Annotated in this window: 25 protein-coding genes and 1 tRNA gene; 12 read left to right on the top strand and 14 right to left on the bottom strand. The window is 61.5% G+C overall.

The genetic code is table 11. The features are described 5' to 3' along the window. Window positions 1-2: 2 nt before the first annotated feature. Window positions 3-185, bottom strand: a complete 183-nt coding sequence (gene rpmF, locus NKI25_RS06930) for a 50S ribosomal protein L32 (protein WP_006203806.1) — start codon at window positions 183-185, stop codon at window positions 3-5. 139 nt (window positions 186-324) lie between these two features. Further along, window positions 325-1,083 carry a biosynthetic peptidoglycan transglycosylase gene (locus tag NKI25_RS06925; protein ID WP_031212144.1) on the bottom strand — a complete coding sequence of 253 codons (759 nt, stop codon included), beginning with the start codon at window positions 1,081-1,083 and terminating at the stop codon, window positions 325-327. Between the two features lie 79 nt (window positions 1,084-1,162). On the opposite strand from NKI25_RS06925, the gene NKI25_RS06920 reads away from it, so the two are divergent. Beyond that, window positions 1,163-2,080 carry a polyprenyl synthetase family protein gene (locus NKI25_RS06920; RefSeq protein ID WP_352457948.1) on the top strand — a complete coding sequence of 306 codons (918 nt, stop codon included), beginning with the start codon at window positions 1,163-1,165 and terminating at the stop codon, window positions 2,078-2,080. 169 nt (window positions 2,081-2,249) lie between these two features. On the opposite strand, the gene NKI25_RS06915 is transcribed toward NKI25_RS06920, so the two are convergent. From NKI25_RS06915 to tkt, 3 genes are all read right to left on the bottom strand, one after another. Next, entirely contained in the window at window positions 2,250-4,139 is a 1,890-nt protein-coding gene (locus NKI25_RS06915) for a potassium/proton antiporter (RefSeq protein ID WP_352589844.1), read from the bottom strand. Between the two features lie 217 nt (window positions 4,140-4,356). Next, complete coding sequence (gene gap, locus NKI25_RS06910; RefSeq protein WP_023678507.1) at window positions 4,357-5,367, bottom strand: type I glyceraldehyde-3-phosphate dehydrogenase; 1,011 nt, start codon at window positions 5,365-5,367, stop codon at window positions 4,357-4,359. Window positions 5,368-5,525: 158 nt separating this feature from the next. Further along, complete coding sequence (tkt, locus tag NKI25_RS06905; protein WP_352783215.1) at window positions 5,526-7,517, bottom strand: transketolase; 1,992 nt, start codon at window positions 7,515-7,517, stop codon at window positions 5,526-5,528. Window positions 7,518-7,777: 260 nt separating this feature from the next. Here tkt and NKI25_RS06900 point away from each other — a divergent pair, with 260 nt between their 5' ends. From NKI25_RS06900 to NKI25_RS06885, 4 genes are all read left to right on the top strand, one after another. Beyond that, window positions 7,778-8,050 (top strand): DUF4164 domain-containing protein, encoded by a 273-nt coding sequence (locus tag NKI25_RS06900; protein WP_006200774.1) that lies wholly within the window; start codon window positions 7,778-7,780, stop codon window positions 8,048-8,050. A gap of 4 nt (window positions 8,051-8,054) precedes the next feature. Next, on the top strand, window positions 8,055-8,420 hold the full coding sequence (locus tag NKI25_RS06895; protein WP_254816554.1) for a cell division protein ZapA: 366 nt from the start codon (window positions 8,055-8,057) through the stop codon (window positions 8,418-8,420). Window positions 8,421-8,593: 173 nt separating this feature from the next. Next, window positions 8,594-9,253 (top strand): peroxiredoxin, encoded by a 660-nt coding sequence (locus NKI25_RS06890; protein WP_023678511.1) that lies wholly within the window; start codon window positions 8,594-8,596, stop codon window positions 9,251-9,253. 150 nt (window positions 9,254-9,403) lie between these two features. After that, window positions 9,404-10,276 carry an MBL fold metallo-hydrolase gene (locus NKI25_RS06885; RefSeq protein ID WP_352574809.1) on the top strand — a complete coding sequence of 291 codons (873 nt, stop codon included), beginning with the start codon at window positions 9,404-9,406 and terminating at the stop codon, window positions 10,274-10,276. Window positions 10,277-10,466: 190 nt separating this feature from the next. Here NKI25_RS06885 and NKI25_RS06880 read toward each other — a convergent pair whose 3' ends face one another. The 3 genes from NKI25_RS06880 to NKI25_RS06870 all read right to left on the bottom strand — a co-directional run bounded on the left by NKI25_RS06880 (window position 10,467) and on the right by NKI25_RS06870 (window position 13,557). Continuing rightward, complete coding sequence (locus NKI25_RS06880) at window positions 10,467-10,976, bottom strand: hypothetical protein (protein WP_352574811.1); 510 nt, start codon at window positions 10,974-10,976, stop codon at window positions 10,467-10,469. Between the two features lie 441 nt (window positions 10,977-11,417). Then, the gene (rpoH, locus tag NKI25_RS06875) at window positions 11,418-12,329 is read right to left on the bottom strand and encodes an RNA polymerase sigma factor RpoH (RefSeq protein WP_023678514.1); all 912 of its coding nucleotides are present in this window, start codon (window positions 12,327-12,329) and stop codon (window positions 11,418-11,420) included. Between the two features lie 187 nt (window positions 12,330-12,516). Further along, window positions 12,517-13,557, bottom strand: a complete 1,041-nt coding sequence (locus NKI25_RS06870) for an RluA family pseudouridine synthase (protein WP_352574813.1) — start codon at window positions 13,555-13,557, stop codon at window positions 12,517-12,519. Between the two features lie 26 nt (window positions 13,558-13,583). Between NKI25_RS06870 and NKI25_RS06865 the strand changes: the two genes are divergently transcribed. From NKI25_RS06865 to NKI25_RS06850, 4 genes are all read left to right on the top strand, one after another. Then, complete coding sequence (locus NKI25_RS06865; protein ID WP_023678516.1) at window positions 13,584-13,967, top strand: hypothetical protein; 384 nt, start codon at window positions 13,584-13,586, stop codon at window positions 13,965-13,967. Beyond that, window positions 13,964-14,371, top strand: a complete 408-nt coding sequence (locus NKI25_RS06860) for a VOC family protein (protein WP_352574815.1) — start codon at window positions 13,964-13,966, stop codon at window positions 14,369-14,371. Before NKI25_RS06865 ends, NKI25_RS06860 begins: the two co-directional genes overlap by 4 nt. A gap of 90 nt (window positions 14,372-14,461) precedes the next feature. Continuing rightward, window positions 14,462-14,536, top strand: a tRNA-Glu gene (locus tag NKI25_RS06855). Between the two features lie 905 nt (window positions 14,537-15,441). Beyond that, a complete protein-coding gene (locus NKI25_RS06850; RefSeq protein ID WP_352840874.1) occupies window positions 15,442-15,669 on the top strand; it encodes a hypothetical protein in 228 nt (75 codons plus the stop codon). A gap of 72 nt (window positions 15,670-15,741) precedes the next feature. On the opposite strand, the gene NKI25_RS06845 is transcribed toward NKI25_RS06850, so the two are convergent. From NKI25_RS06845 to NKI25_RS06830, 4 genes are all read right to left on the bottom strand, one after another. Continuing rightward, window positions 15,742-16,458 carry a pentapeptide repeat-containing protein gene (locus NKI25_RS06845; protein ID WP_352840872.1) on the bottom strand — a complete coding sequence of 239 codons (717 nt, stop codon included), beginning with the start codon at window positions 16,456-16,458 and terminating at the stop codon, window positions 15,742-15,744. Between the two features lie 163 nt (window positions 16,459-16,621). Continuing rightward, a complete protein-coding gene (locus tag NKI25_RS06840; RefSeq protein WP_352840870.1) occupies window positions 16,622-16,873 on the bottom strand; it encodes a hypothetical protein in 252 nt (83 codons plus the stop codon). Next, complete coding sequence (locus tag NKI25_RS06835) at window positions 16,870-17,118, bottom strand: hypothetical protein (protein WP_352625141.1); 249 nt, start codon at window positions 17,116-17,118, stop codon at window positions 16,870-16,872. The genes NKI25_RS06840 and NKI25_RS06835 overlap by 4 nt, the downstream gene beginning before the upstream one ends. Continuing rightward, window positions 17,115-17,603: a hypothetical protein gene (locus tag NKI25_RS06830; protein WP_352840867.1), complete on the bottom strand. Its 489-nt coding sequence runs from the start codon at window positions 17,601-17,603 to the stop codon at window positions 17,115-17,117. Before NKI25_RS06830 ends, NKI25_RS06835 begins: the two co-directional genes overlap by 4 nt. A 114-nt stretch (window positions 17,604-17,717) precedes the next feature. Here NKI25_RS06830 and NKI25_RS06825 point away from each other — a divergent pair, with 114 nt between their 5' ends. The 3 genes from NKI25_RS06825 to NKI25_RS06815 all read left to right on the top strand — a co-directional run bounded on the left by NKI25_RS06825 (window position 17,718) and on the right by NKI25_RS06815 (window position 19,287). Next, complete coding sequence (locus tag NKI25_RS06825; protein ID WP_352840864.1) at window positions 17,718-17,954, top strand: helix-turn-helix transcriptional regulator; 237 nt, start codon at window positions 17,718-17,720, stop codon at window positions 17,952-17,954. Between the two features lie 97 nt (window positions 17,955-18,051). Beyond that, a complete protein-coding gene (locus NKI25_RS06820) occupies window positions 18,052-18,522 on the top strand; it encodes a hypothetical protein (RefSeq protein ID WP_352840862.1) in 471 nt (156 codons plus the stop codon). Window positions 18,523-18,882: 360 nt separating this feature from the next. Beyond that, entirely contained in the window at window positions 18,883-19,287 is a 405-nt protein-coding gene (locus NKI25_RS06815) for a helix-turn-helix domain-containing protein (protein ID WP_352840859.1), read from the top strand. Here NKI25_RS06815 and NKI25_RS06810 read toward each other — a convergent pair. Continuing rightward, window positions 19,232-19,435, bottom strand: a complete 204-nt coding sequence (locus NKI25_RS06810; protein WP_352840941.1) for a hypothetical protein — start codon at window positions 19,433-19,435, stop codon at window positions 19,232-19,234. The genes NKI25_RS06815 and NKI25_RS06810 overlap by 56 nt on opposite strands. 61 nt (window positions 19,436-19,496) lie before the next feature. Then, window positions 19,497-19,814, bottom strand: a complete 318-nt coding sequence (locus NKI25_RS06805) for a hypothetical protein (protein WP_352840856.1) — start codon at window positions 19,812-19,814, stop codon at window positions 19,497-19,499. Between the last annotated feature and the right edge of the window lie 206 nt (window positions 19,815-20,020).

Below are 20,020 nucleotides of genomic sequence, written 5' to 3'. Positions count from 1 at the left end.
TCTCAGCTTTCCTTCGGCTCCAGAACCTGGCGACCGCGATACATGCCGGTCTTCAGGTCGATATGGTGCGGACGGCGCATCTCGCCGGAGTTCTTGTCCTCGACATAGGTCGGGGCCTTCAGTGCGTCGGCAGAACGGCGCATGCCGCGCTTCGACGGAGAGGTTTTTCGTTTCGGAACGGCCATGGATATGCTCCACTACATGGTCAAAACGCCCCGGCGGCCCTCGTGAAAGGGCCACATCAGGGGCCGGAATCTGAGAAAGTCGGGTGCCTATACACGCCCGACGGCGTTTTGGCCAGCGTCGCCGTGTTTTTTTTTGACACTATCGCAGGCAACCGACATAGGCGCCGGCGCGGCCGGCGCGCCGTTCGATCAACGCGGCAAGCCGCCTCAGTCCCGGCCCGGGCTTCGCCGGATTGCGCACGATCGGATTCGGCAAGGTGACGGCAAGCAGCGCTGCCTGCCGGCGCGACAGCTGTTTTGCCGAGACGCCGAAATGATGCTGGGCGGCGGCCTCGATGCCGTAGATGCCCGGTCCCCATTCGGCGATGTTGAGGTAGATCTCCATGATCCGCCGTTTCGACAGCACCGCATCGAAATAGACGGCCAGCGGCAGTTCCACGACCTTACGGACCGAGCCCAACGGCCGCGACCATAGATAAAGATTCTTTACCGTCTGCATGGTGATGGTCGAGGCGCCACGTGTCATCTCGCCGGCGAGCGCATCGTCGACGACGCCGCGCAACTCGCCCAGATCGACGCCGCGATGGAAACAGAACTGCCCGTCCTCCGACATGATGACCGAATATGCCAGCACCGGCGCGACATCGTCGATGGAAACCCAGCGCCGATCGTAGCCAGAAAACGTCGCCAGGTCCTTCAGCATCAATGTCGACACCGGATGCACGAATGTCGGCAGGTACAGGAAGGTCAGCACCACCGGCACCAGCGCCAGCACGACCGCGACGGCGATGCCGCGCCGGACCCAGCGTTGAAGACCGATGCGGCTGCCGCGTCTCGGTCTCGCCATGTCCAACCCTTCGGTTTCGTGATCGACGATCGGTTCCGCCAAGCCACCCAGTCCGCGCTACTCCCTGCCCCCGGCATAATGGCGCTTGGCTTCTTGCGCAACGTCTGAGTGTCGGCTACCGCTCCCGACCATGACGAAAGACGACCAAATGGCGTTCGAAGCTGCACTTATTGCCCGGGCAGTTCCGCTCGAGGCGCTGCTGAGGCGGTTGCTCGACGGACGGACGCTTTCGGGCGAGGTCGCGCGGCCCGAACGCCTGATGGCGGCAATGCGACATGGCGTGCTGAACGGCGGCAAACGACTGCGTCCCTTCCTGGTCATGGAAAGTGCTGCACTGTTTTCAGCCGACGGCGAGGCGGCGCTGCGCGTCGCGGCGGCGCTCGAATGCGTGCACTGCTATTCGCTCATCCATGACGATCTGCCGGCCATGGACGACGACGATTTGCGCCGCGGCCAGCCGACCGTGCACAGGGCTTTCGATGAGGCGACCGCCATTCTTGCGGGCGACGCCTTGCTGACACTTGCCTTCGACATCCTTGCCGACGAGGCGACAATGCTGCCGGCCGAGCGCAGGGCAACGCTGGTGCTGGCACTGGCCCGCGCCGCCGGGGCGGGAAGCATGGTCGGCGGCCAGATGCTCGATCTCGAAGCCGAACAAAGCCGGCCGGACGAGGCCGGCATCATCCGGCTTCAGGCGATGAAAACCGGTGCGCTGATCCGCTTTGCCTGCGAAGCGGGCGCTATCCTTGCCGGCGCGCCGTCGGGCGACCGCGAAAGGCTGGCCGAGTTCGGCTCGGCGATCGGGCTTGCCTTTCAGCTTGCCGACGATCTGCTCGACCTGACCGCCGACGCGCATCAGATGGGCAAGGCGACCGGCAAGGATGCCGCGGCCGGCAAGGCGACGCTGGTCGCGCTGCACGGACCGGACTGGGCGCGGGGCCAGCTCCATGGCCTCGTTGACCAGGCTCATGCGTTGCTCGAACCTTTTGGCGAGCAGGCTGCGCTTCTGAAACAAGCGGCGCAGTTCGTAGCGGCCCGCAACAATTAAGCGCGCCCCTATGGCGCGCCGGAGAATTGGCGACTGATCGGCCGGACGCCCTCGCAACCGGCCGATCGGGATCATTTCCGGCGATGTCGGACCACATGGACCCGCCACACCAGTTGCCGAGCCATTCTTCAGCCTCGCGGCAGGGTTCCGCGGCTCGGGTGGACAGCGGTCAGCCTTCGCCAGTTGTCTTTTCCACCACGGGCTGCGGAACCGGTTCCATCTCGGCCGCCGCCTCGACCGCCTGCGCCTCGGCCGGCTTGCGCCGGTTGCGGATGATGGCGGCGATGCGATCGCGGATTTCGCCGGCGCTGAGGAACACCGGAACGCGCGCCACCGGCGCGGTCGGCTCAAAGGACAGGCCAAGGCCGGTGATCCTGCCCTTGTCGTCGACGTCGCGGACGATCAGCTCGATCGGACCGAGCAGCACGCGGTCGGCGTATTCGGCGTGGCCGCCGAGCCGCGTAGTGACCAGGTCGCCAATGCTGAGCTTGCGTTCCGCTTCGGTCAGGCCCGGCGCGTAGGCGGTCTCCAGTTCCTCGGCGGGGCGTGACGGATCGACGGCGAAGGCCCCGAAGAAATCCGCGTCCTCGGGATCGACCACGGCACGGCTGGCGAACAGCTTGTCGAGCAGGCGCGGATAGCGGTCCGGCACGAAGATGTAGACATGGTCGCCGGCCGCGAGCCGGCCCATATCCTGGAAGCGCATCGAGCGTCCGTCGCGCAGCACCAGCGACGGCCGCGCCCAGCGCGGAATGCGTTCGCCGCGCGCCACCGGGCTGCCAGGTGCCACGCGGTAGGCGAGAAGCTCATGATGGGCGGAGCCCGGCAGTTCCAATTCGACCTTGTCGAGCGGTCCCAGGCGGGCCGGCACGATAAGGCCGAGACGGCGCGCCAGCGGCCCGACGGTCCATCCCTGGATGATCAGCGAGACCAGCACGATGATGAAGGCAGTGTTGAAGATGAGGCGGCCGTTCTCAAGACCGCCGAGCAGCGGCGTGATGGCAAGCAGGATCGACACGGCACCACGCAGGCCAACCCACGAGACGAAGGCGACTTCCGGGCGTGGCAGACGGAACGGCACCAGGCAGAGCCAGACGGCGATTGGCCGTGCCACAAATACCAGGAACAGGCCGAGCAGCACTGCCGGCACCAGGATCGCCGGAAATTGCGAAGGCGTCGCGAACAGGCCGAGGATCAGGAACATGATGATCTGCGCCAGCCACGACATGCCGTCCTGGAAGCGCTTGAGGATGGTGACGGCCCGGATATCGGAATTGCCGGCAATCAGGCCTGCGAGATAGACCGCCAGAAAGCCGGAGCCGCCGACGGCACCGGCGGCAGCGAACACCATAAGCGACAGCGTCAGCACGAAGATCGGCAGCAGGCCGTGATCGAGATTGAGGCGATCGACAAGGCGCACGATGGCCATGCCGCCGAGAATGCCGATGACCGCGCCGAGCCCCATGTTGACAAGGAAGCCGACGGCAAGATCGGTGACCAGCACCTTGGCCTCGGGGTGGGTATTGGCGGCGATGACCTCGACCAGCGTGATGGTCAGGAAGATGGCGATCGGGTCATTTGTGCCGGATTCCACCTCGAGCGTGGACCGCACGCGCTCGCGCAAATTAATCTCGCCGGCGCGCAGCAGGAAGAACACCGCCGCGGCGTCGGTCGAGGCGACGGCGGCACCGAGCAGGAAGGATTCCAGCCAGGTCAGGTCGAGCAGATAATAGGCGGCGGCGCCGAAGAGTCCGGTGGTCAAAAGGACGCCGAATGTGGCCAGCGACAGCGCCGGCCCGGCCGCCTGCCGCAAGGCGTTGAGCGGCGTGCCAAAGCCGGAATCGAAAAGGATGACCGCCAGCGCCAATGAGCCGGCAAAATAAGCAACTCGGGCATTGTCGAAATGGATGCCGAGACCGTCGGTTCCGGTGGCGAGGCCGATGCAGAGAAACAGCAGCAGGAGAGGGGCGCCGAAACGGAAGGCGATCAGGCTTGAAAACGCGGCGGCAACGACAAGTGCTGCGCCAACGAGCGTCACAAGATAGATACCATGCTCCATTCGTTGGTCGCCCCTAGTCGATATGCTCCGGCATCACGGGAGAGTGGGGCGAAGACATGGCCGCTGCAAGGCAGCAGCGTGGCTTTTTGCCCCACGCTGCCGATCGTCGAAAGTTTTGGCACCCCCGAGCAGCGGAGCGTGCCTCGGCGGTTCGTGCTGCAATGAAAAACGCCCGGACTGAGCCGGGCGTCTCCAGGTCGAGAAGCTGGCTCTGCGATCAGGCGATGGTCTTGCCGAAGGCGACGGCGGTATCGCCCATGCGGTTGGAAAAGCCCCACTCATTGTCGTACCACGACAGCACCGAAACGAAGTTGCCGTCCATGACCTTGGTCTGGTCGAGCGCCACGATCGAGGAATGCGGATCATGGTTGAAGTCGATCGAAACATTGGGGTGACGGGTAACGGCGAGGATGCCCTTCAGCTTACCGTTCGAGGCGGCGATCACCGCGTCATTGATCTCCTGGACGGTGGTCGGCCGCTTGGCGATGAACTTGAAATCGACGAGCGAGACGTTCGGGGTCGGCACGCGGATGGAGATGCCGTCGAGCTTGCCCTTGAGTTCGGGCAGTACCAGGCCGATGGCCTTGGCAGCACCGGTCGAGGTCGGAATCTGCGACAGCGCGGCGGCGCGGGCGCGGTAGAGGTCCTTGTGCATGGTGTCCAGCGTCGGCTGGTCGCCGGTGTAGGAATGGATCGTCGTCATCATGCCCTTCTCGATGCCGACCGCCTCATTCAGCACGGCCGCCAGCGGCGCCAGGCAGTTGGTGGTGCAGGAGGCGTTCGAGATGACGATGTGGTCCTTGGTCAGCTTGTCGTGATTGATGCCATAGACGACGGTGAGATCGGCGCCCTCTGCCGGAGCGGAGACGAGAACGCGCTTGGCACCGGCGGTCAGATGGGCGACGGCCTTGTCGCGGGCGGTGAAGATGCCGGTGCATTCGAGCGCGATGTCGATGCCAAGCTCCTTCCAGGGCAGTTGCGTCGGATCCTTGATCGCGGTGACCTTGAATTTTTCCTTGCCGACGATGATCTGGTCGCCGTCAACCGTCACCTCATGCGGAAAGCGGCCATGCACGCTGTCGAAGCGCAGCAGATGCGCGTTGGTCTCGACCGGGCCGAGATCGTTGACCGCGACGACGTCGATATCCTTGCGGCCGGATTCATGGATGGCGCGCAGGATGTTGCGGCCGATGCGGCCGAATCCGTTGATGGCAACTCTGACGGTCATTGTTCTCTCCCTGGGAGTTGGAGGCCGAAGATCAAGTCCGCAGCTTCATAACGGCGGACGGGCAAAGAATCCAGCCGCCGAGGCGTGGATTTAAATCGATTAGTGCTCCACCGCCCGGCAAAACCGCTATGCCAGCCTTTGCCGGGCGGGGCTCACTTTCATTTGCCATGCAGACGGGCTTCCGCCGCCTTCACCGTTGCCTCGGCTGTGATGCCGAAATGCGGGTAGAGCTGTTCGATGGTGCCGGAGGCGCCGAAGCCGGTCATGCCGACAAAGATGCCGTCGGTGCCGATGAAGTGATCCCAGCCCTGACGGATGCCGGCTTCGATGGCAATCTTGAGCGGCGCATTGCCGATCGTCCTGCTGCGGTAGTCGGCGCTCTGCTTGTCGAACAATTCGAAACACGGCACCGAGACGACGCGGGTCGCGTGGCCGTGCTTTTCCAAGGCCTCGCGGGCAGCCAGCGCGATCTCGACCTCGGAGCCCGAAGCGAAGATCGTCACCGCCGCCTCGCCACTGGCGGCGGCAAGTTCATAGGCGCCGCGGCTGGAGAGGTTTTCCGCAACGAAGTCGTTGCGTACCGTCGGCAGGTTCTGCCGGGTCAGCGCCAATGTCGAAGGCGTCTTTTCCGACTCAATGGCCAACTGCCAGCATTCCGCGGTTTCCACCGCGTCGGCCGGGCGGAAGACATTGTGGTTCGGAATGGCGCGAAGTGCTCCCAGATGCTCGACCGGCTGATGGGTCGGGCCGTCTTCGCCAAGGCCGATGGAATCATGGGTCATGACGAAGATCGAGCGGATGCCCATCAGCGAAGCAAGCCGCATCGCCGGACGGGCATAATCGGAAAAGCACATGAAAGTGCCGCCATAGGCGATAATGCCGCCATGCAATGTCAGCCCGTTGAGCGCGGCCGCCATGCCGTGCTCGCGAACGCCGTAATGAACGTAGCGCTGGCCGTAATCGTCGGCAGTGATGTTCTTGGTCTGGCTGGTCTTGGTGTTGTTGGAGCCGGTCAAATCGGCCGAGCCGCCGATGGTTTCGGGCAAGGCGCCGTTGATGACCTCCAGTGCCATTTCCGACGATTTGCGGGTGGCGACCTTCGGCTTGTCGGCGGCGAGCTTCTTCTTGTAATCGCCAATGACGGCGTCGAAGTTGGCCGGCAGCGTGCCACTGATGCGGCGTTCGAACTCTGCGCGCAATTTGGCATCAGCCTTGGCAAGCCGGCTTTCCCAGTCGGTGCGCGCCTTGACGCCGGTCCGCCCGGCGGTACGCCATGCGTCGAGGATATCGGCCGGAACCTCGAAGGGCGGATAATCCCAGCCGAAGAATTTTCTGGCGCCGGCGATTTCCTCGGCGCCGAGCGGCGAGCCATGCGCCTTGTTGGTGCCGGCCTTGGTCGGCGCGCCGAAGCCGATCGTCGTCTTGCAGGCGATCATCGTCGGCTTGTCGGAGTGGCGGGCCGCTTCGATGGCATAGGCGATCGCTTCCGGGTCCTGGCCGTCGATATGGCTGGCATTCCAGCCGGACGCCTGGAAGCGGGCGACCTGATCGGTGTTATCGGCGAGCGACACTGGGCCATCGATCGAGATGTTGTTGTTGTCCCAGAAGACGATCAGCTTGTTCAGCTTCAGATGCCCGGCAAGCGCGATGGCTTCCTGGGATACGCCTTCCATCAGGCAGCCGTCGCCGGCCAGCACATAGGTGTAGTGGTCGACGAGATCATTGCCGAAAGCGGCATTCATGATGCGCTCGCCGAGCGCGAAGCCGACCGAATTGGCAAGGCCCTGGCCGAGTGGGCCTGTCGTCGTCTCGATGCCGGCGGCATGGCCGTATTCCGGGTGGCCCGCCGTCCTCGACCCCAATTGGCGGAACTGCTTGATCTGGTCGATGGTGATGTCTTCGTAGCCGGTCAGATAGAGCAGCGAGTAAAGCAGCATCGAGCCGTGGCCGGCCGACAGGATAAAGCGGTCGCGGTCCGGCCAATGCGGGTTTTTCGGATCGTATTTGAGAAAGCGGGTGAACAGCACCGTGGCGATGTCGGCGCAGCCCATGGGCAGTCCGGGGTGGCCGGAATTTGCCTTCTCGACGGCGTCCATGGCGAGAAAACGGATCGCATTGGCCATCCGGTCATGTTGTTCGCGCGAGGTCATGCTTCCTCCAAAATGGGGGTTTGGGCCTTGGGAAAGCCCTTGAAAAGGGTGCGCGACACATAGCAGGCGCGGCCTTTTAGTCAACAAATCGGTGTGCTTTTGCCGGTCTTGTGATGGCCATGCGCGACTTACATTAGCGTTAGCAGGGGACAGTCGCGACAGCTTTATTGACGTGCGGTTCACACGACGCGTAATGTTTCAGGGATAACGCGTTCTGAACGTGGATGATTCGGTGATGGGCAGGGCGCAGGACGAAAGCCATGACCGGGGAAACGACCCTCAAGGAAGTCATTGCCAGGCTGGGTAAGGCCATCGAAGGGCTGGAAAACGCCGTCGCGGCCAAGCTCGAGCACGAGCGGGACTATTCGGAAGCCGAGGCCGAAGTGCAGCGGATGAACGCCGACCGCTCGCGGCTGGCGCAGGAGCTCGACAATTCCGAGGCCCGCGCCGAACGGCTGGAAGATGCCAACAAGGAAGTGTCGCGAAGGCTGGTGACAGCCATGGAAACCATCCGCGCGGTACTGGACAGGTAGGCCAATGGCACAAGTCACGGTTTCCATCGACGGCAAGCAGTATCGGATGGCCTGCGACGAGGGCCAGGAAGAGCATCTGATCGATCTTGCCGAGCGCTTCGACCGCTATGTCTCGCATCTGAAGGATTCTTTTGGCGAGATCGGCGACCAGCGGCTGACCGTGATGGCCGGCATCATGGTCATGGACGAGCTTTCGGAACTGCAGAAGCGGGTCAAGGGCATGGAAAGCGAAGTGCTGACGCTGCGCAAGACGCGCGACGACGCACTGACCAAGGCCGACAAGAACGATTCCGTGCTGACCGGGGCGCTCGGCGCACTGGCCCAGCGCATGGAAGACCTGGCGACGACGCTGGCAGTGAACAAGGCCTGAACCAGCGCAGCGAAAATTCCTGCTGCATTTGCCGAGAAGCAATGAAAATATTTCGCCGCCGGCCGATGCCGGCGCAACAGGCGTTTGAAGGATGACGCCGGAGTGATAGAAAGGCAAAAGCAGCGCCGGGCAACGCCGGCTGCGATCTGCACGCACAGGGTAAGGGACACGTCATGAGCCTTCGCATCAACGATATCGCACCGGACTTCACCGCTGAGACCACGCAAGGACCGATCAGCTTCCATGAATGGATCGGCGACGGCTGGGCGGTATTGTTCAGCCATCCCAAGAACTTTACGCCGGTTTGCACGACCGAACTCGGCACAATGGCCGGGCTCGAAGGCGAGTTCAGGAAGCGCAACGTCAAGATCATCGGCATCTCGGTCGATCCCGTCCAAAGCCATGAAAAGTGGCAGAACGACATCAAGACCGCGACCGGTCATTCGGTGAACTACCCGCTGATCGGCGACAAGGATCTCAAGGTCGCCAAGCTTTACGAGATGCTGCCGGCGGGTGCCGGCGAGAGCTCGGAAGGCCGCACGCCCGCCGACAATGCCACGGTGCGTTCGGTTTACGTCATCGGGCCCGACAAGAAGATCAAGCTGGTTCTCACCTATCCGATGACGACCGGCCGCAACTTCGACGAAATCCTGCGCGCCATCGATTCCATGCAGCTGACCGCCAAGCACCAGGTGGCGACGCCGGCGAACTGGAAGCAGGGCGAGGACGTCATCATCACCGCTGCCGTCTCCAATGAGGATGCCATCAAGCGCTTCGGCGCCTACGAGACGATCCTGCCATATCTCAGGAAAACCAAGCAGCCTTCCGCCTGAGCAGGCAGAGGCGGCACGGAGAATTTTCGGTTTTCCTGGTCGTGTGAGTATGGGGTGCTTGACGGCGCCTGGTTGACGGACAACCATGCCTTTCATTTGCCGTGGCAGAGAAAGTCATTCCTGCCACGGTGAGGATCAAGGGGGCTGGGATTGGACGCATTATCGGCCAGGTCGCAGGTCACCGGCTTCTATGACAAGCCGAGCGGGTCCGTCCAGTATGTGGTCGCCGACATGGCGACCCGCAAATGCGCCATCATAGATCCGGTGCTCGACTTCGACGAAAGGTCCGGTGCAACGGCAACGAAAAACGCCGACGCCCTGCTCGACTTCGTCAGGGAAAGCGGGCTGGAGGTCGAGTGGATCCTCGACACGCATCCGCATGCCGATCATTTCTCCGCCGCCCATTATCTGAGGGGGAGAACCGGAGCGCCGACGGCAATCGGCGAAAAGGTCATCGACGTCCAGAAATTGTGGAAGGTGATCTACAACTGGCCGGAATTCCCCGCCGACGGTTCGCAATGGGACAGGCTGTTCGCCGACGGCGCAACTTTTTCGGTCGGCGGCCTTCCGGCAAGAGTGCTGTTCTCGCCGGGCCACACACTGGCCTCGATCGCTTACGTCATTGGCGACGCCGCCTTCATCCACGACACGCTGTTCATGCCGGACAGCGGCACCGCAAGGACAGACTTTCCGGGCGGCAGTGCCGAGCGGCTCTGGCGTTCGATCGAGGACATCCTGGCGCTGCCGGACGAGACACGTCTGTTCGTCGGTCACGACTACCAGCCGGGCGGTCGCGAAGCGCGGTGGGAAAGCACGGTCGCGGAGCAGAAAGCCGGCAACATCCATGTTGCCGGCTGCAAGACGGAAGCCGACTTCGTCGCGCTCCGCCAGGCCCGCGACAGGACGTTGCCGATGCCGCGGCTGATCCTGCACGCGCTGCAGGTCAATATGAATGGTGGACGCCTGCCGGAACCGGAATCCAACGGGCGGCGCTATCTGAAATTTCCGCTCGATTGCCTGTGAGGAGATGGGTCGCTGGCACTACAATGCTATTTCAGACTCGGCGCCGCCCTCATCGTTCTGCGATGGTCATCCAAGTTATTGATCCTGATTCGATTTTTGCGATGTTTGCATCCGATAGGTCCATGCGGAAGACGGTTGCGGTAGCCGGATGAGGAGCGGCGCAGACGCCAGCTAAGTGTTTAGTCCAGCGTCAGGGTTTTGTTCGGCGGGCTAAATGTTCATACGTGATTTGCCAAGGGTTGCTCTCGGAAGATCTCTCCTCGCCGATCCAATGGAAGCTGTTGGCAGTGATCTCGGTGAAACGCCATCGAGTTTGCAGACCGCGCGAGTCATTGCCGAGTTGGACAATGTCCTTACCCTCGGCCCGCCCGATCTGGCGCGAGTGATCCTGGTTGAGCGGGTCGTTCCATATGATATGCCAGCCATCGATCCCAGGGTCGAAGATGCGCAAGGTCGTACCATACATCGTCGACGGCGCAGGGCGCTTGGGCCTGATCCAAACGTCCTGAATCGCGCGGCCTTCGAGCACCCAGCCAAAATGGCATTCGCCATCCCATTTCTGGATTGTGCCGTCGTCGAGGTAGTGGACCGAGTCCATTTCCCAGCTTCCAATCAGCCATCCATACAGGGCCATGTCTTTCGCTCGGTCGGCTGGCGGACCTTCGGATCCGAGAGCGGCCAGAAACGGAGAAATGGTCATCGTCACACTGCCTTTCGTTTTCAATAAACGAGCTCAACTGCCCGGCGCAGCCTCGGCGGCTCGTTGTCGCGCCGCCTGCCGCGAGCGCCGGGTTGTGGAATGCCGCGGTCGGCGCCGCAACATTGCCGCCACAGCTTGCAGTCTTGCGGTTTTCAGGGCTTGGGGAAAATTGCGGTAATGCCGCTATCGATGCGATCGTCTGGGGACGCCATGGCAAGGCTACTGAGCAGTTATGGCGGCGGATCGGACATCCGCGAAGGCGCCGCGGAACCGGCAACCCGCTAATACATGTCGCGCAAAAGTGGAAGCGGTTTGCGATAACGACATGCATAAACCAAGAATCTAAAGCGCGTCGCACAAGGCCGGTCGAACGCGACGCGCTTTTAAAAAACGGCGGCGCCAGTTACCTGACGCCGCCGTTATTTGTTCCCTTGGAAGGCCTTACGCCGCCGGCTGCGCCTCGATGGTGCGCAGCGCCTGCGTCTGGCGCTTGGCCGCGGCCTTGACCGCGTCCTGCACCTTCTCGAAGGCGCGCACCTCGATCTGGCGCACGCGCTCGCGGCTGATATCGAACTCGGCCGACAGCTCTTCAAGCGTCAACGGCTCATCGGCGAGGCGGCGCGCCTCGAAGATGCGGCGTTCGCGGTCGTTGAGCACGGCAAGAGCGCCCGACAGCATGCCGCGCCGGTTTTCCAGCTCGTCCTGCTCGATCAGCATCTCTTCCTGGCTTTCGTGGTCGTCGACCAGCCAGTCCTGCCATTCGCCGGACTCGCCTTCACTGGCCCGGATGGGCGCATTGAGCGAGGCGTCGCCCGACAGACGGCGGTTCATCGACACGACTTCCGCTTCCGAGACGTTCAGCCGGGTGGCAATCTCGGTGATCTGGTCGGGCTTCAAATCGCCTTCGTCGAGCGCCTGGATCTTGCCCTTCACCTTGCGCAGGTTGAAGAACAGGCGCTTCTGGTTGGCGGTGGTGCCCATCTTGACCAGGCTCCACGAGCGCAGGATGTATTCCTGGATAGAGGCCTTGATCCACCACATCGCATAGGTGGCGAGACGGAAACCGCGCTCCGGTTCGAATTTCTTGACGGCCTGCATCAGGCCGACATTGCCTTCCGAGATCACCTCACCGATCGGCAGGCCATAGCCGCGATAGCCCATGGCGATCTTGGCGACGAGCCGAAGGTGGCTGGTGACGAGCTTGTGTGCAGCCGTGGTGTCCTCATGCTCGGCATAGCGCTTGGCGAGCATGTACTCTTCCTGCGGCTGAAGCATCGGAAAGCGGCGGATTTCTTCCAGGTAGCGGCTGAGACCGCCTTCGCCGGAAACGATACTGGGTAATGACTGGGCCATGATAGCGCCCCCTCTCTATTGGAGTGATGCCCCCGAAACGCGGCGGGCATGTGGCGCGAATGCCAAAGGCACATTCGCGCCAACCGACATATATAGGAACAAAACCAGAAAGACAGGCATTTGTTCAACACGAAACAGTGTGTCACGTTGAAGTGAACAACGCCGGTCAGGTTTTCAGGTGGTTGGTTCAGAGCTTGCGGAAGCCGTCGACGAGTTCCTCCATGTCCCACGGTATCGGTGCTTCGAACCTCATCGTTAGATGGGTATCCGGATGCCGAAATGCAAGGAGGCGGGCGTGCAAAGCTTGTCGCGGAAACGCTTTTACCTTGCTTCTTAGCGGCTCGGGCAACCGATTGGCCTTGGTGCGGAAAGCCTGGCCGTATTCGGGGTCGCCAATCACCGGATGGCCGATATGGGCCATGTGGACGCGTATCTGGTGAGTGCGACCGGTTTCCAGCCGGCATTCGACCAGGCTCGCCGTGGCGAATTCCTGCTGCTGCTCGCCAAAGCGCTCGACAACGGTGAAATGCGTGACGGCGTGGCGGGCATCGTCGCGGCCTTGCGGCACCACGGCGCGGCGTACCCGGTCGGCGGCGCGGCCGAGCGGCGCGTCGACCGTCCCGGTCGGCCTTGCCGGTATGCCCCAGACCAACGCCAGATACGCGCGCTCGAGATCGCCGGTCAGGCCGTGGTCGGCAAAGGCCTCCGACAACGCCTTGTGGGCGCGATCGGTCTTGGCGACGACTATGACGCCACTGGTCTCCTTGTCGAGGCGGTGGACGATGCCCGGCCGTCTCACCCCGCCGATGCCCGACAGGCTATCACCGCAATGATGGATCAGCGCGTTGACCAGCGTGCCGGTCCAGTTGCCGGCGCCGGGATGCACGACCAGCCCGGCCGGCTTGTTGATGACGATCAGCTCGCTGTCCTCGTAGAGGACGTCCAGCGCAATATCTTCGCCTTGCGGCTCCGCCGGTTCCGGCTCCGGCATGTCGACCGACACGCTGTCACCTTGTGCCATCTTGCGCTTCGTTTCGCTGGCTGGCCTGCCGCCGATCCTGACGGCGCCCTGCTTTATCAGCATCTGTACCCGGCTGCGCGACATGTCGGGGCCGAGCCTGGCCGCCAGCCATTGGTCGAGCCGCTGGCCGGCCGCATCAGCGCCCGCCTCCAGGACGATCGGTCCGGCCCCTATTAATTGTCTGACCTCTTCGTTATGAGCGCTCATCGAAAACAGTTCCGGAATCTGCTGCCATGGCCCGGCCGCTTGCCGACGAAGACGAGGAAAAGCCGCTCGACCCCGAGGTCGAAAAGGTGCGGAGGAAGCTCGTCCGCTTCGTCGCCATCAATCTCGGCCTGCTGTTCCTCGCCCTTATGGTGGTGATCGCAGCACTTGTCTACAAAGCGCGCAACGCGCCGCCTGCCGCCCCTCCGCTAAGCAGCGACATCCAGGTGCCGATCGGCGAAACGGTCAACGGCGACATCGTGCTGCCGGTCGGCGCCAGGGTGATCAGCCAATCGCTCTCCGGCAATCACCTGTCGATCGACGCCGAGCTGCCCGACGGCAGCCGCGCCATCTTCGTTTATGACATCACTGAGCGCCGCATCGTCGGGCGTTTTTCGATCAGGAACAAATGACCGGTTTTGCCGAACACCGCAGCATTGCCACGGTCGCGCTTGTCGTCGCAAATTATGACGAGGCGATCTCGTGGTATGTCGACCGGCTGGGTTTTGTCCTCACCGAAGATGTCGATCTCGGCGGCGGCAAACGCTGGGTCACGATCACGCCGCGCAAAGGGCAGGGCGCGCGGCTGCTTCTCGCCGAAGCATCCGGCGATGCGCAAAGGCACGCCGTCGGCAACCAGACCGGCGGGCGGGTCTTTTTGTTCCTCGAAACCGACGATTTTGCCCGCGACCATGCGCTGATGCTCGAAAAAGGCGTCGAGTTCCGCGAAGCTCCACGCCACGAGGCTTATGGCACGGTCGCGGTTTTCGCCGACCTTTATGGAAATCTCTGGGACCTTATCGAGCCAAAACGCTAGGCTTGCAGCGGATATTTCACCGGCGCGATCGGCAGCCTTAAGCCTAGTTGCTTTTTGCCAGCCGTCAGCCTATATCGCCGGTTCTTGAACGCGCCCATCGTCTAGCGGTCAGGACACCGCCCTCTCACGGCGGGAACAGGGGTTCGATTCCCCTTGGGCGTACCAATAAAATCAACAGCTTAGCTGCTGTCCCCGGAAAACCATCAAATAACGGTCAAATAAGCCCTCCGCACGGGGTCCATTTGGGCAAAGTCTGGCCGGATGAGGCTAGTCGAGAAGTACAGGCCGCCGAAGCGCAAGAGGCCCCTGCGTGACATGGTGGACTAGGCCAACTCGCTTTTGCTATGCCACCCTCGCGTTATGAACGCTCTAGTCGTCGGGGCGCTTGAGAACTCTGAAATTGGCCGAACGTGCGCTTGGCTCTGCATCATAATCCTTTGCCATGAGCCCGCGTTGAAGCAAAGCCCGTACTGCCTCAGCACGGTTCGGCAGTCTGTTCTCAAACCGCCAAGCATCCAGGACAGCGAGTTCCCCGGCATTGAGCATGAACTGCAGACGATATGTTCGCTTGAGGGCATCCACTTTTTCAGCTCTCTCATTGCGTCGGCAAACAGTTTCTGGGTCAGTTCGCTCACCGAGGTGACGTCTGTGCCGACGGTATCCGGCAGGTGTTCTGCCATCCATTTGTCGAGGAAGTTTATCCCGCGTGTGCTCATATCGCCATAAGCTGGACAAGAGCTTTAGGTTCCAGCCGACGCCGAAAGCCATCGAAGCCATCCGCGCCATTCGAACACTCATGCCGGTGTGCAAGGCCACCGACCAGGAGTTAGGTGGCGCTGGCCGTGACCGCCTGGCCCTAGGTCGCGCTAGGGCGGGCTCTACGTGCCGGCGCCCGTCTGTTTCCCGTCTGTTTTCAGAAGAGAAATCCCTGTTGGCTCGGCTCACGGTGGGCCTGTGATTGCCGCCGTCGTCGTCCTGGTGTCCCATCTTGCAGAATATCTCTTGCGGTCGAATTAGGAATATGGTCCTCATTGTGCCGGTGCGGCGATCCACTTAACGGAGATCGCGCAATGGCCAGAACCAAACCATCTAAGCAACTTTCACAGGCCGAGATCGACCGCTTCATGGCGGCTGCGGAAGAGCTTCACAAGAGCATTGTCCGGCCGCTGCTATCGCCCACCTGCGACCACTATCGAGCGCTTCGAGCGGTCCATGAAACCCTGTTGAAATCGGTGAAGGACATTACCGGCAAGGATGCAGCTTTCGTCCGATGGCACGGCACGGGGCCAGCGAACTAGCGGGCAGCGGGGAATCGCTGCATTCAGCACCGACCAACGCGCCAAGGTTCAATCGTCTTCGCGGAAATCCTTCTATTCCTGCTGGAATTGACAGGGCCAATCTTCAGGCCTCGTCAAGCCAGAAGGCAACTCGGTCCGCGCGTCTCCGCAAGCCATGTTGAGCTGCCACTGGGACAGACCCGCCGAATTGGAAAGATCGAGGCCCTCGACACGGGTCAGAAAGAAAAAAGCGCGGTCAAAGTCTATCGGCGCGGTGAACGTCGCTCCTCGGAAGTCCGCCCGCGCGAGATTGGCAAACGAAAAGCGGCTGCCGCTGATATCGGCGTCATGGAACTGCGCACGCCCCAATTCCGCCTTTGTGAAATCTACATTGGTCAGATTGGCGCCCTGGAAATTCGAGCGCTGCACTTCCGCGCTGGCAAACACAGCGCCCCGCGCGTCCATACGGCTGAAGTCGGTCCTGTAGGCCTCGATTTTGTCGAACCGGGCGCCTTGGGCGGTCGAGTCGGCCAGGGAAGCACGCACAAGCGTTGCCTTCTCAAAATTTGCCGCAAGGAGATTGCTGTTCCTGAGGTCGGTCGAAGTGAAATCAACACCGAACAGGTTCGCCCCGCTCAGGTCCTGTCCTGTTAGGATTAGAAGCTTTTTGTCACAGTCCTGCCAATTGACGCCAGGCGTCGCGGCTGCGTCGCAATTTTGAGCGGCAGTGGCGTTCTGCCAAGCAAATACAGTGCAAACCGCTAGAACCAAGCCGGATGCGCCGTAAGCTCTGGTTCGTCTCAAAGTCATTTGTTGCTGGACCTCTGCTACTCGGCGACAATCAACCTTACCACATCTGCTGACACTCGAAAGCGACGGCGTTTTGCCCGCTAATCCCGCTAGTCCCCATCTCAACATGAAAAGCCCGCCACGGTGAGGCAGCGGGCTTTGGCATTCTCCAGTCGCGAAGGGCTCATGCCCCCGTTTTCATAGCACTGCTATCGGCGAGCACCCTGCTAAGACAGGCGTCCGCCGCTTCGTTCAGGCGTTCGGCGAGGTCCCGACCGATCATCGCCAGCGCGCATATTTGGTCCGGCAATGCGACCCTCTTCCCGTCGCGCTCGAACTCCTGTTCCATGGTCCGATCAAAGAGCACTTCGAGCAACTGGTGCAGGTTCCCGATATCGGATTGCAGGTCGTTGAGGTCGTCTGAAGGCGCGGTCATGACGCGTCCCATCCGAGCGCTTCGTAATAGGCCTTCTTGGCCTTGTTGGACATCGACTCCGCGACGCTGGCTACGAAGAACAGGCGGCTACCTTCCGTCTCGGTGATGACGTAGTTGCCGTTTTCGGGAGGGGGACAGCTGAAATGCTGCTCCAAGAGGTTCAACAGCACGTCGACCATGTTGTCGGAGTCGCAGATCAGCGGCTCCAGGTCGTTGATGGTCATTTTGTCCTTGGCCGCACTCATGCGTCACCGCCCTTCCCGACCAGCGACATCGACAGGAGCAGCGCGTCGACGTGCTCTTCCCGAAGGTGGCCAAAGAATGTGTTGTGGAACCGCCGCAGATAGCGGCCTTTGGCGGCGAGGTCCGCGGGCGCTTTAGCCGGGAACCGGCAGACGCGCCAAAGGGCCGAAACCTCTGCGTCGTTGGCATCTTCCCATTTCTCGTTTTCGTCGGCCGTCGCTTCGCGGCCAAGCTCGATTTCGTCGCAGCAATCGCAGACACTGTGCCAATAGGCCCAGGCGTTCTTGTGGCCCTTGATGAGCGCGCGAAGCTCTGGCGACATCTTTTCCCGCGCTGCCGGCCCGACCTCGATCGGCGCGGCTGGCGCCTTGCCAATGCTGGCGGCAGTGGCCGCAAGAGCCAAAGCCGCCCCAGTCAGGTTCAGGATGCGGCGGCGGTTGATCGCGGGCATGCCTTCGGCGGCAGCCCGAACAGTGATGTTCGGCATGTGGCTTAATCCTCGTTAACTAGGTAAATTTACCAGTTCAACATGAATGACAATTATCTTGCAGTCAACAGATAACTATGAAAAAATACTAGTTGAATAAGGAAAGCAACCATAATGCTCACAACGGGAAACCAGCTTCGCGCAGCCCGCGCCTTGGCTGACATGGACCAAGGAACGCTTGCGAAGCGGGCCGGCATCAATATCAACACCGTAAGCGCCATGGAGAAGAAGGGCGCTCAGGGGCTTACGAGCGGGCTCGATAAGGTGCGAGCCGTGATGACCGTGCTGGAGGCCGAGGGGATCGAGTTCCTGAATCACGGAAGCCCAGGCGTCCGACTGCGTGGGAAGTGAACGGGAGTAAAGCAACTTTGCGGAGAGCAGGGGCGAAGCTTGCGCGGGGTTGTACAATTTCGCAATGTCGGTCAGTGCTGTCGGAGCGCTCAGACTGATGCCGGATCGCCCGTTCAGACTACGCAAGCTCAGAGACCCTGACTTTTGGCTGCACGTCGCCATCGAAAAGTGGGAGTGGGACTATTCGCTCGGTGCGGCTTGGATGGAGGGGCCGGACCCCCTGGCAGAACTTCGCGCGCTCCGGCTCAAAGGGAAATTGGCCAAGGATAGTGGCAAGTCGGTGAAAGCCGGTCTGACTGCGGATATCAGGGTTTACGAAGGTGCACACTTTCGCGAGGAGAAAAGACTCGCCAATGCCAAGTTGCAGGACGTTGGCAGCCTGGACCGCGTGAAAGGCGGCTTTGAGGTCATGATTATAATGCCGGACGATGCTTTCCCATTGGTGATGCTGATGCTGGCAACTGAGCGTTACGGGCATATAGACATCTCCGCGTGGAAAGACGGGCCGAGGAGCAGCAGGATTCGGTCCTATGAGTTTAAGAGGACGATGACGGATGATTGGGAGTGAAACCGACCCCGCTGCCTATCCGCCACGAGGAATGAGCCGCAAGGCTGGGGGCGGCCCGGATGCACGAAAGCGCAGGCCATGACACGCTCTCGCGAAGACCTTCTGGACGACGACCCGATAACACTGAAGGAAGCCAGCGAACTGCTTCTGAGAGGGATTGTTTCGGTTTCTGCGCTGCGGTCGGAAATCAGACGAGGCAATCTGATAGTCGAGCGAATAGGGAAAAACCTATTTACAACGCCCTCGCACATTCGCGAGATGAGACGTCGATGCCGGGTAGTGAGCTCCAAATAGGGAGCGACATCCTGCCCGGAACTATGGTTACAGGCCCAGTTGATCCGACTTGGGTTCAGGTAAGCAATGGACAAGTTTCCGACCCTGGCGCTTTTCACTGATCGTCGGGCACCAGATGAAGCACTGGTTAGACGGGCCGTCGAAGAAATAGCGGCGGGCCGAGATCCAGTTCGTAGGAAGTTGCTGGCCTCCTATTTTGAGATGTTGCGAAGCGCAGACCGGGCGGCATACGACGCAGCAGTGGCTATCCTCCAGCTCCTAGGGCACGGGACAGCCGGCAGTGAGCCAGAGCGGCACCCGAATGCTTATTCCCCTCGAACACTGGCGACGCGATGGCTTTGTTCGGAGCGTCATGTGCGAAACTTGATCAAGAGGGGTGACCTGCCTCACTTCAGATTTGGCAAGCTTCTTCGCATCAAGCCTTCGGACGTTGATGACTTCGAGCGGCGCAATGTGGTGAGGCCGGAATGACAGGCGGGCGAAAGTTGACGACGTTGTCGAACCTTTGGCCCGCGATGGGAGCGGGCTTCTTTCCGCCCTTCGCACCCAGCGCCTTTGCGGCAGGGTCTTTGCCGTCATCAATCACGTCGTCGGCTTCCTCGTCAGTGGCAATGCGCATGACGCGGACGGCATTGCCGATCAGTCGGCGGGGCGCTTCTGGCCTTTAGGTCCGGTGGGCATCAGAAATTCGCCTCAGAGTAATCTACGTAGATCGACCCGATTTTCTTCCCAACGTTATCTTTCGCGTCGCTGAACCCGTCTTCGAACTCTCCGCGCTCTAAGCGGTCGGCCAACGCGCGCAAGGCATCTGCTGCCCATTTGTTTAACGTGCCTACGTTGGGGCCGGTCAGTTCCAACTCTACATCGCACTTCAAATGCGGGCTCAATTCCTGTGCGTTTTCCATCGCCACCACCTCATGCTTTCCGCTAAGCATATAGGAGTTCGGCGCACGGCGCGACAGTCGGTCGGCGGTGGATGACAGCCGGTCAAATTTCAAACTGAGACACTACCAAAAAATGGCGAAGGGCAAGTCACGCCATTATCGTTAAGCGCGGCCTTGCGGAGGCGGGGATTTTACCGTTCATTGCGCGCAGGGGGAACCACCATGCGCAAAAGCCACGGTTTCGCGGCGGTAGGGCTCGCGGCCATCATTTTAAGCGGCTGCTCCGGTTCGGGGCTTGGGATGCCTGGCTCGCCGGCTTG

It is taken from the genome of Mesorhizobium sp. M0808 (assembly GCF_040320025.1).
Classification (GTDB): domain Bacteria; phylum Pseudomonadota; class Alphaproteobacteria; order Rhizobiales; family Rhizobiaceae; genus Mesorhizobium.
Note: the sequence above shows the minus strand (reverse complement) of the source record. Positions and strands in the feature narration are given on the sequence as shown.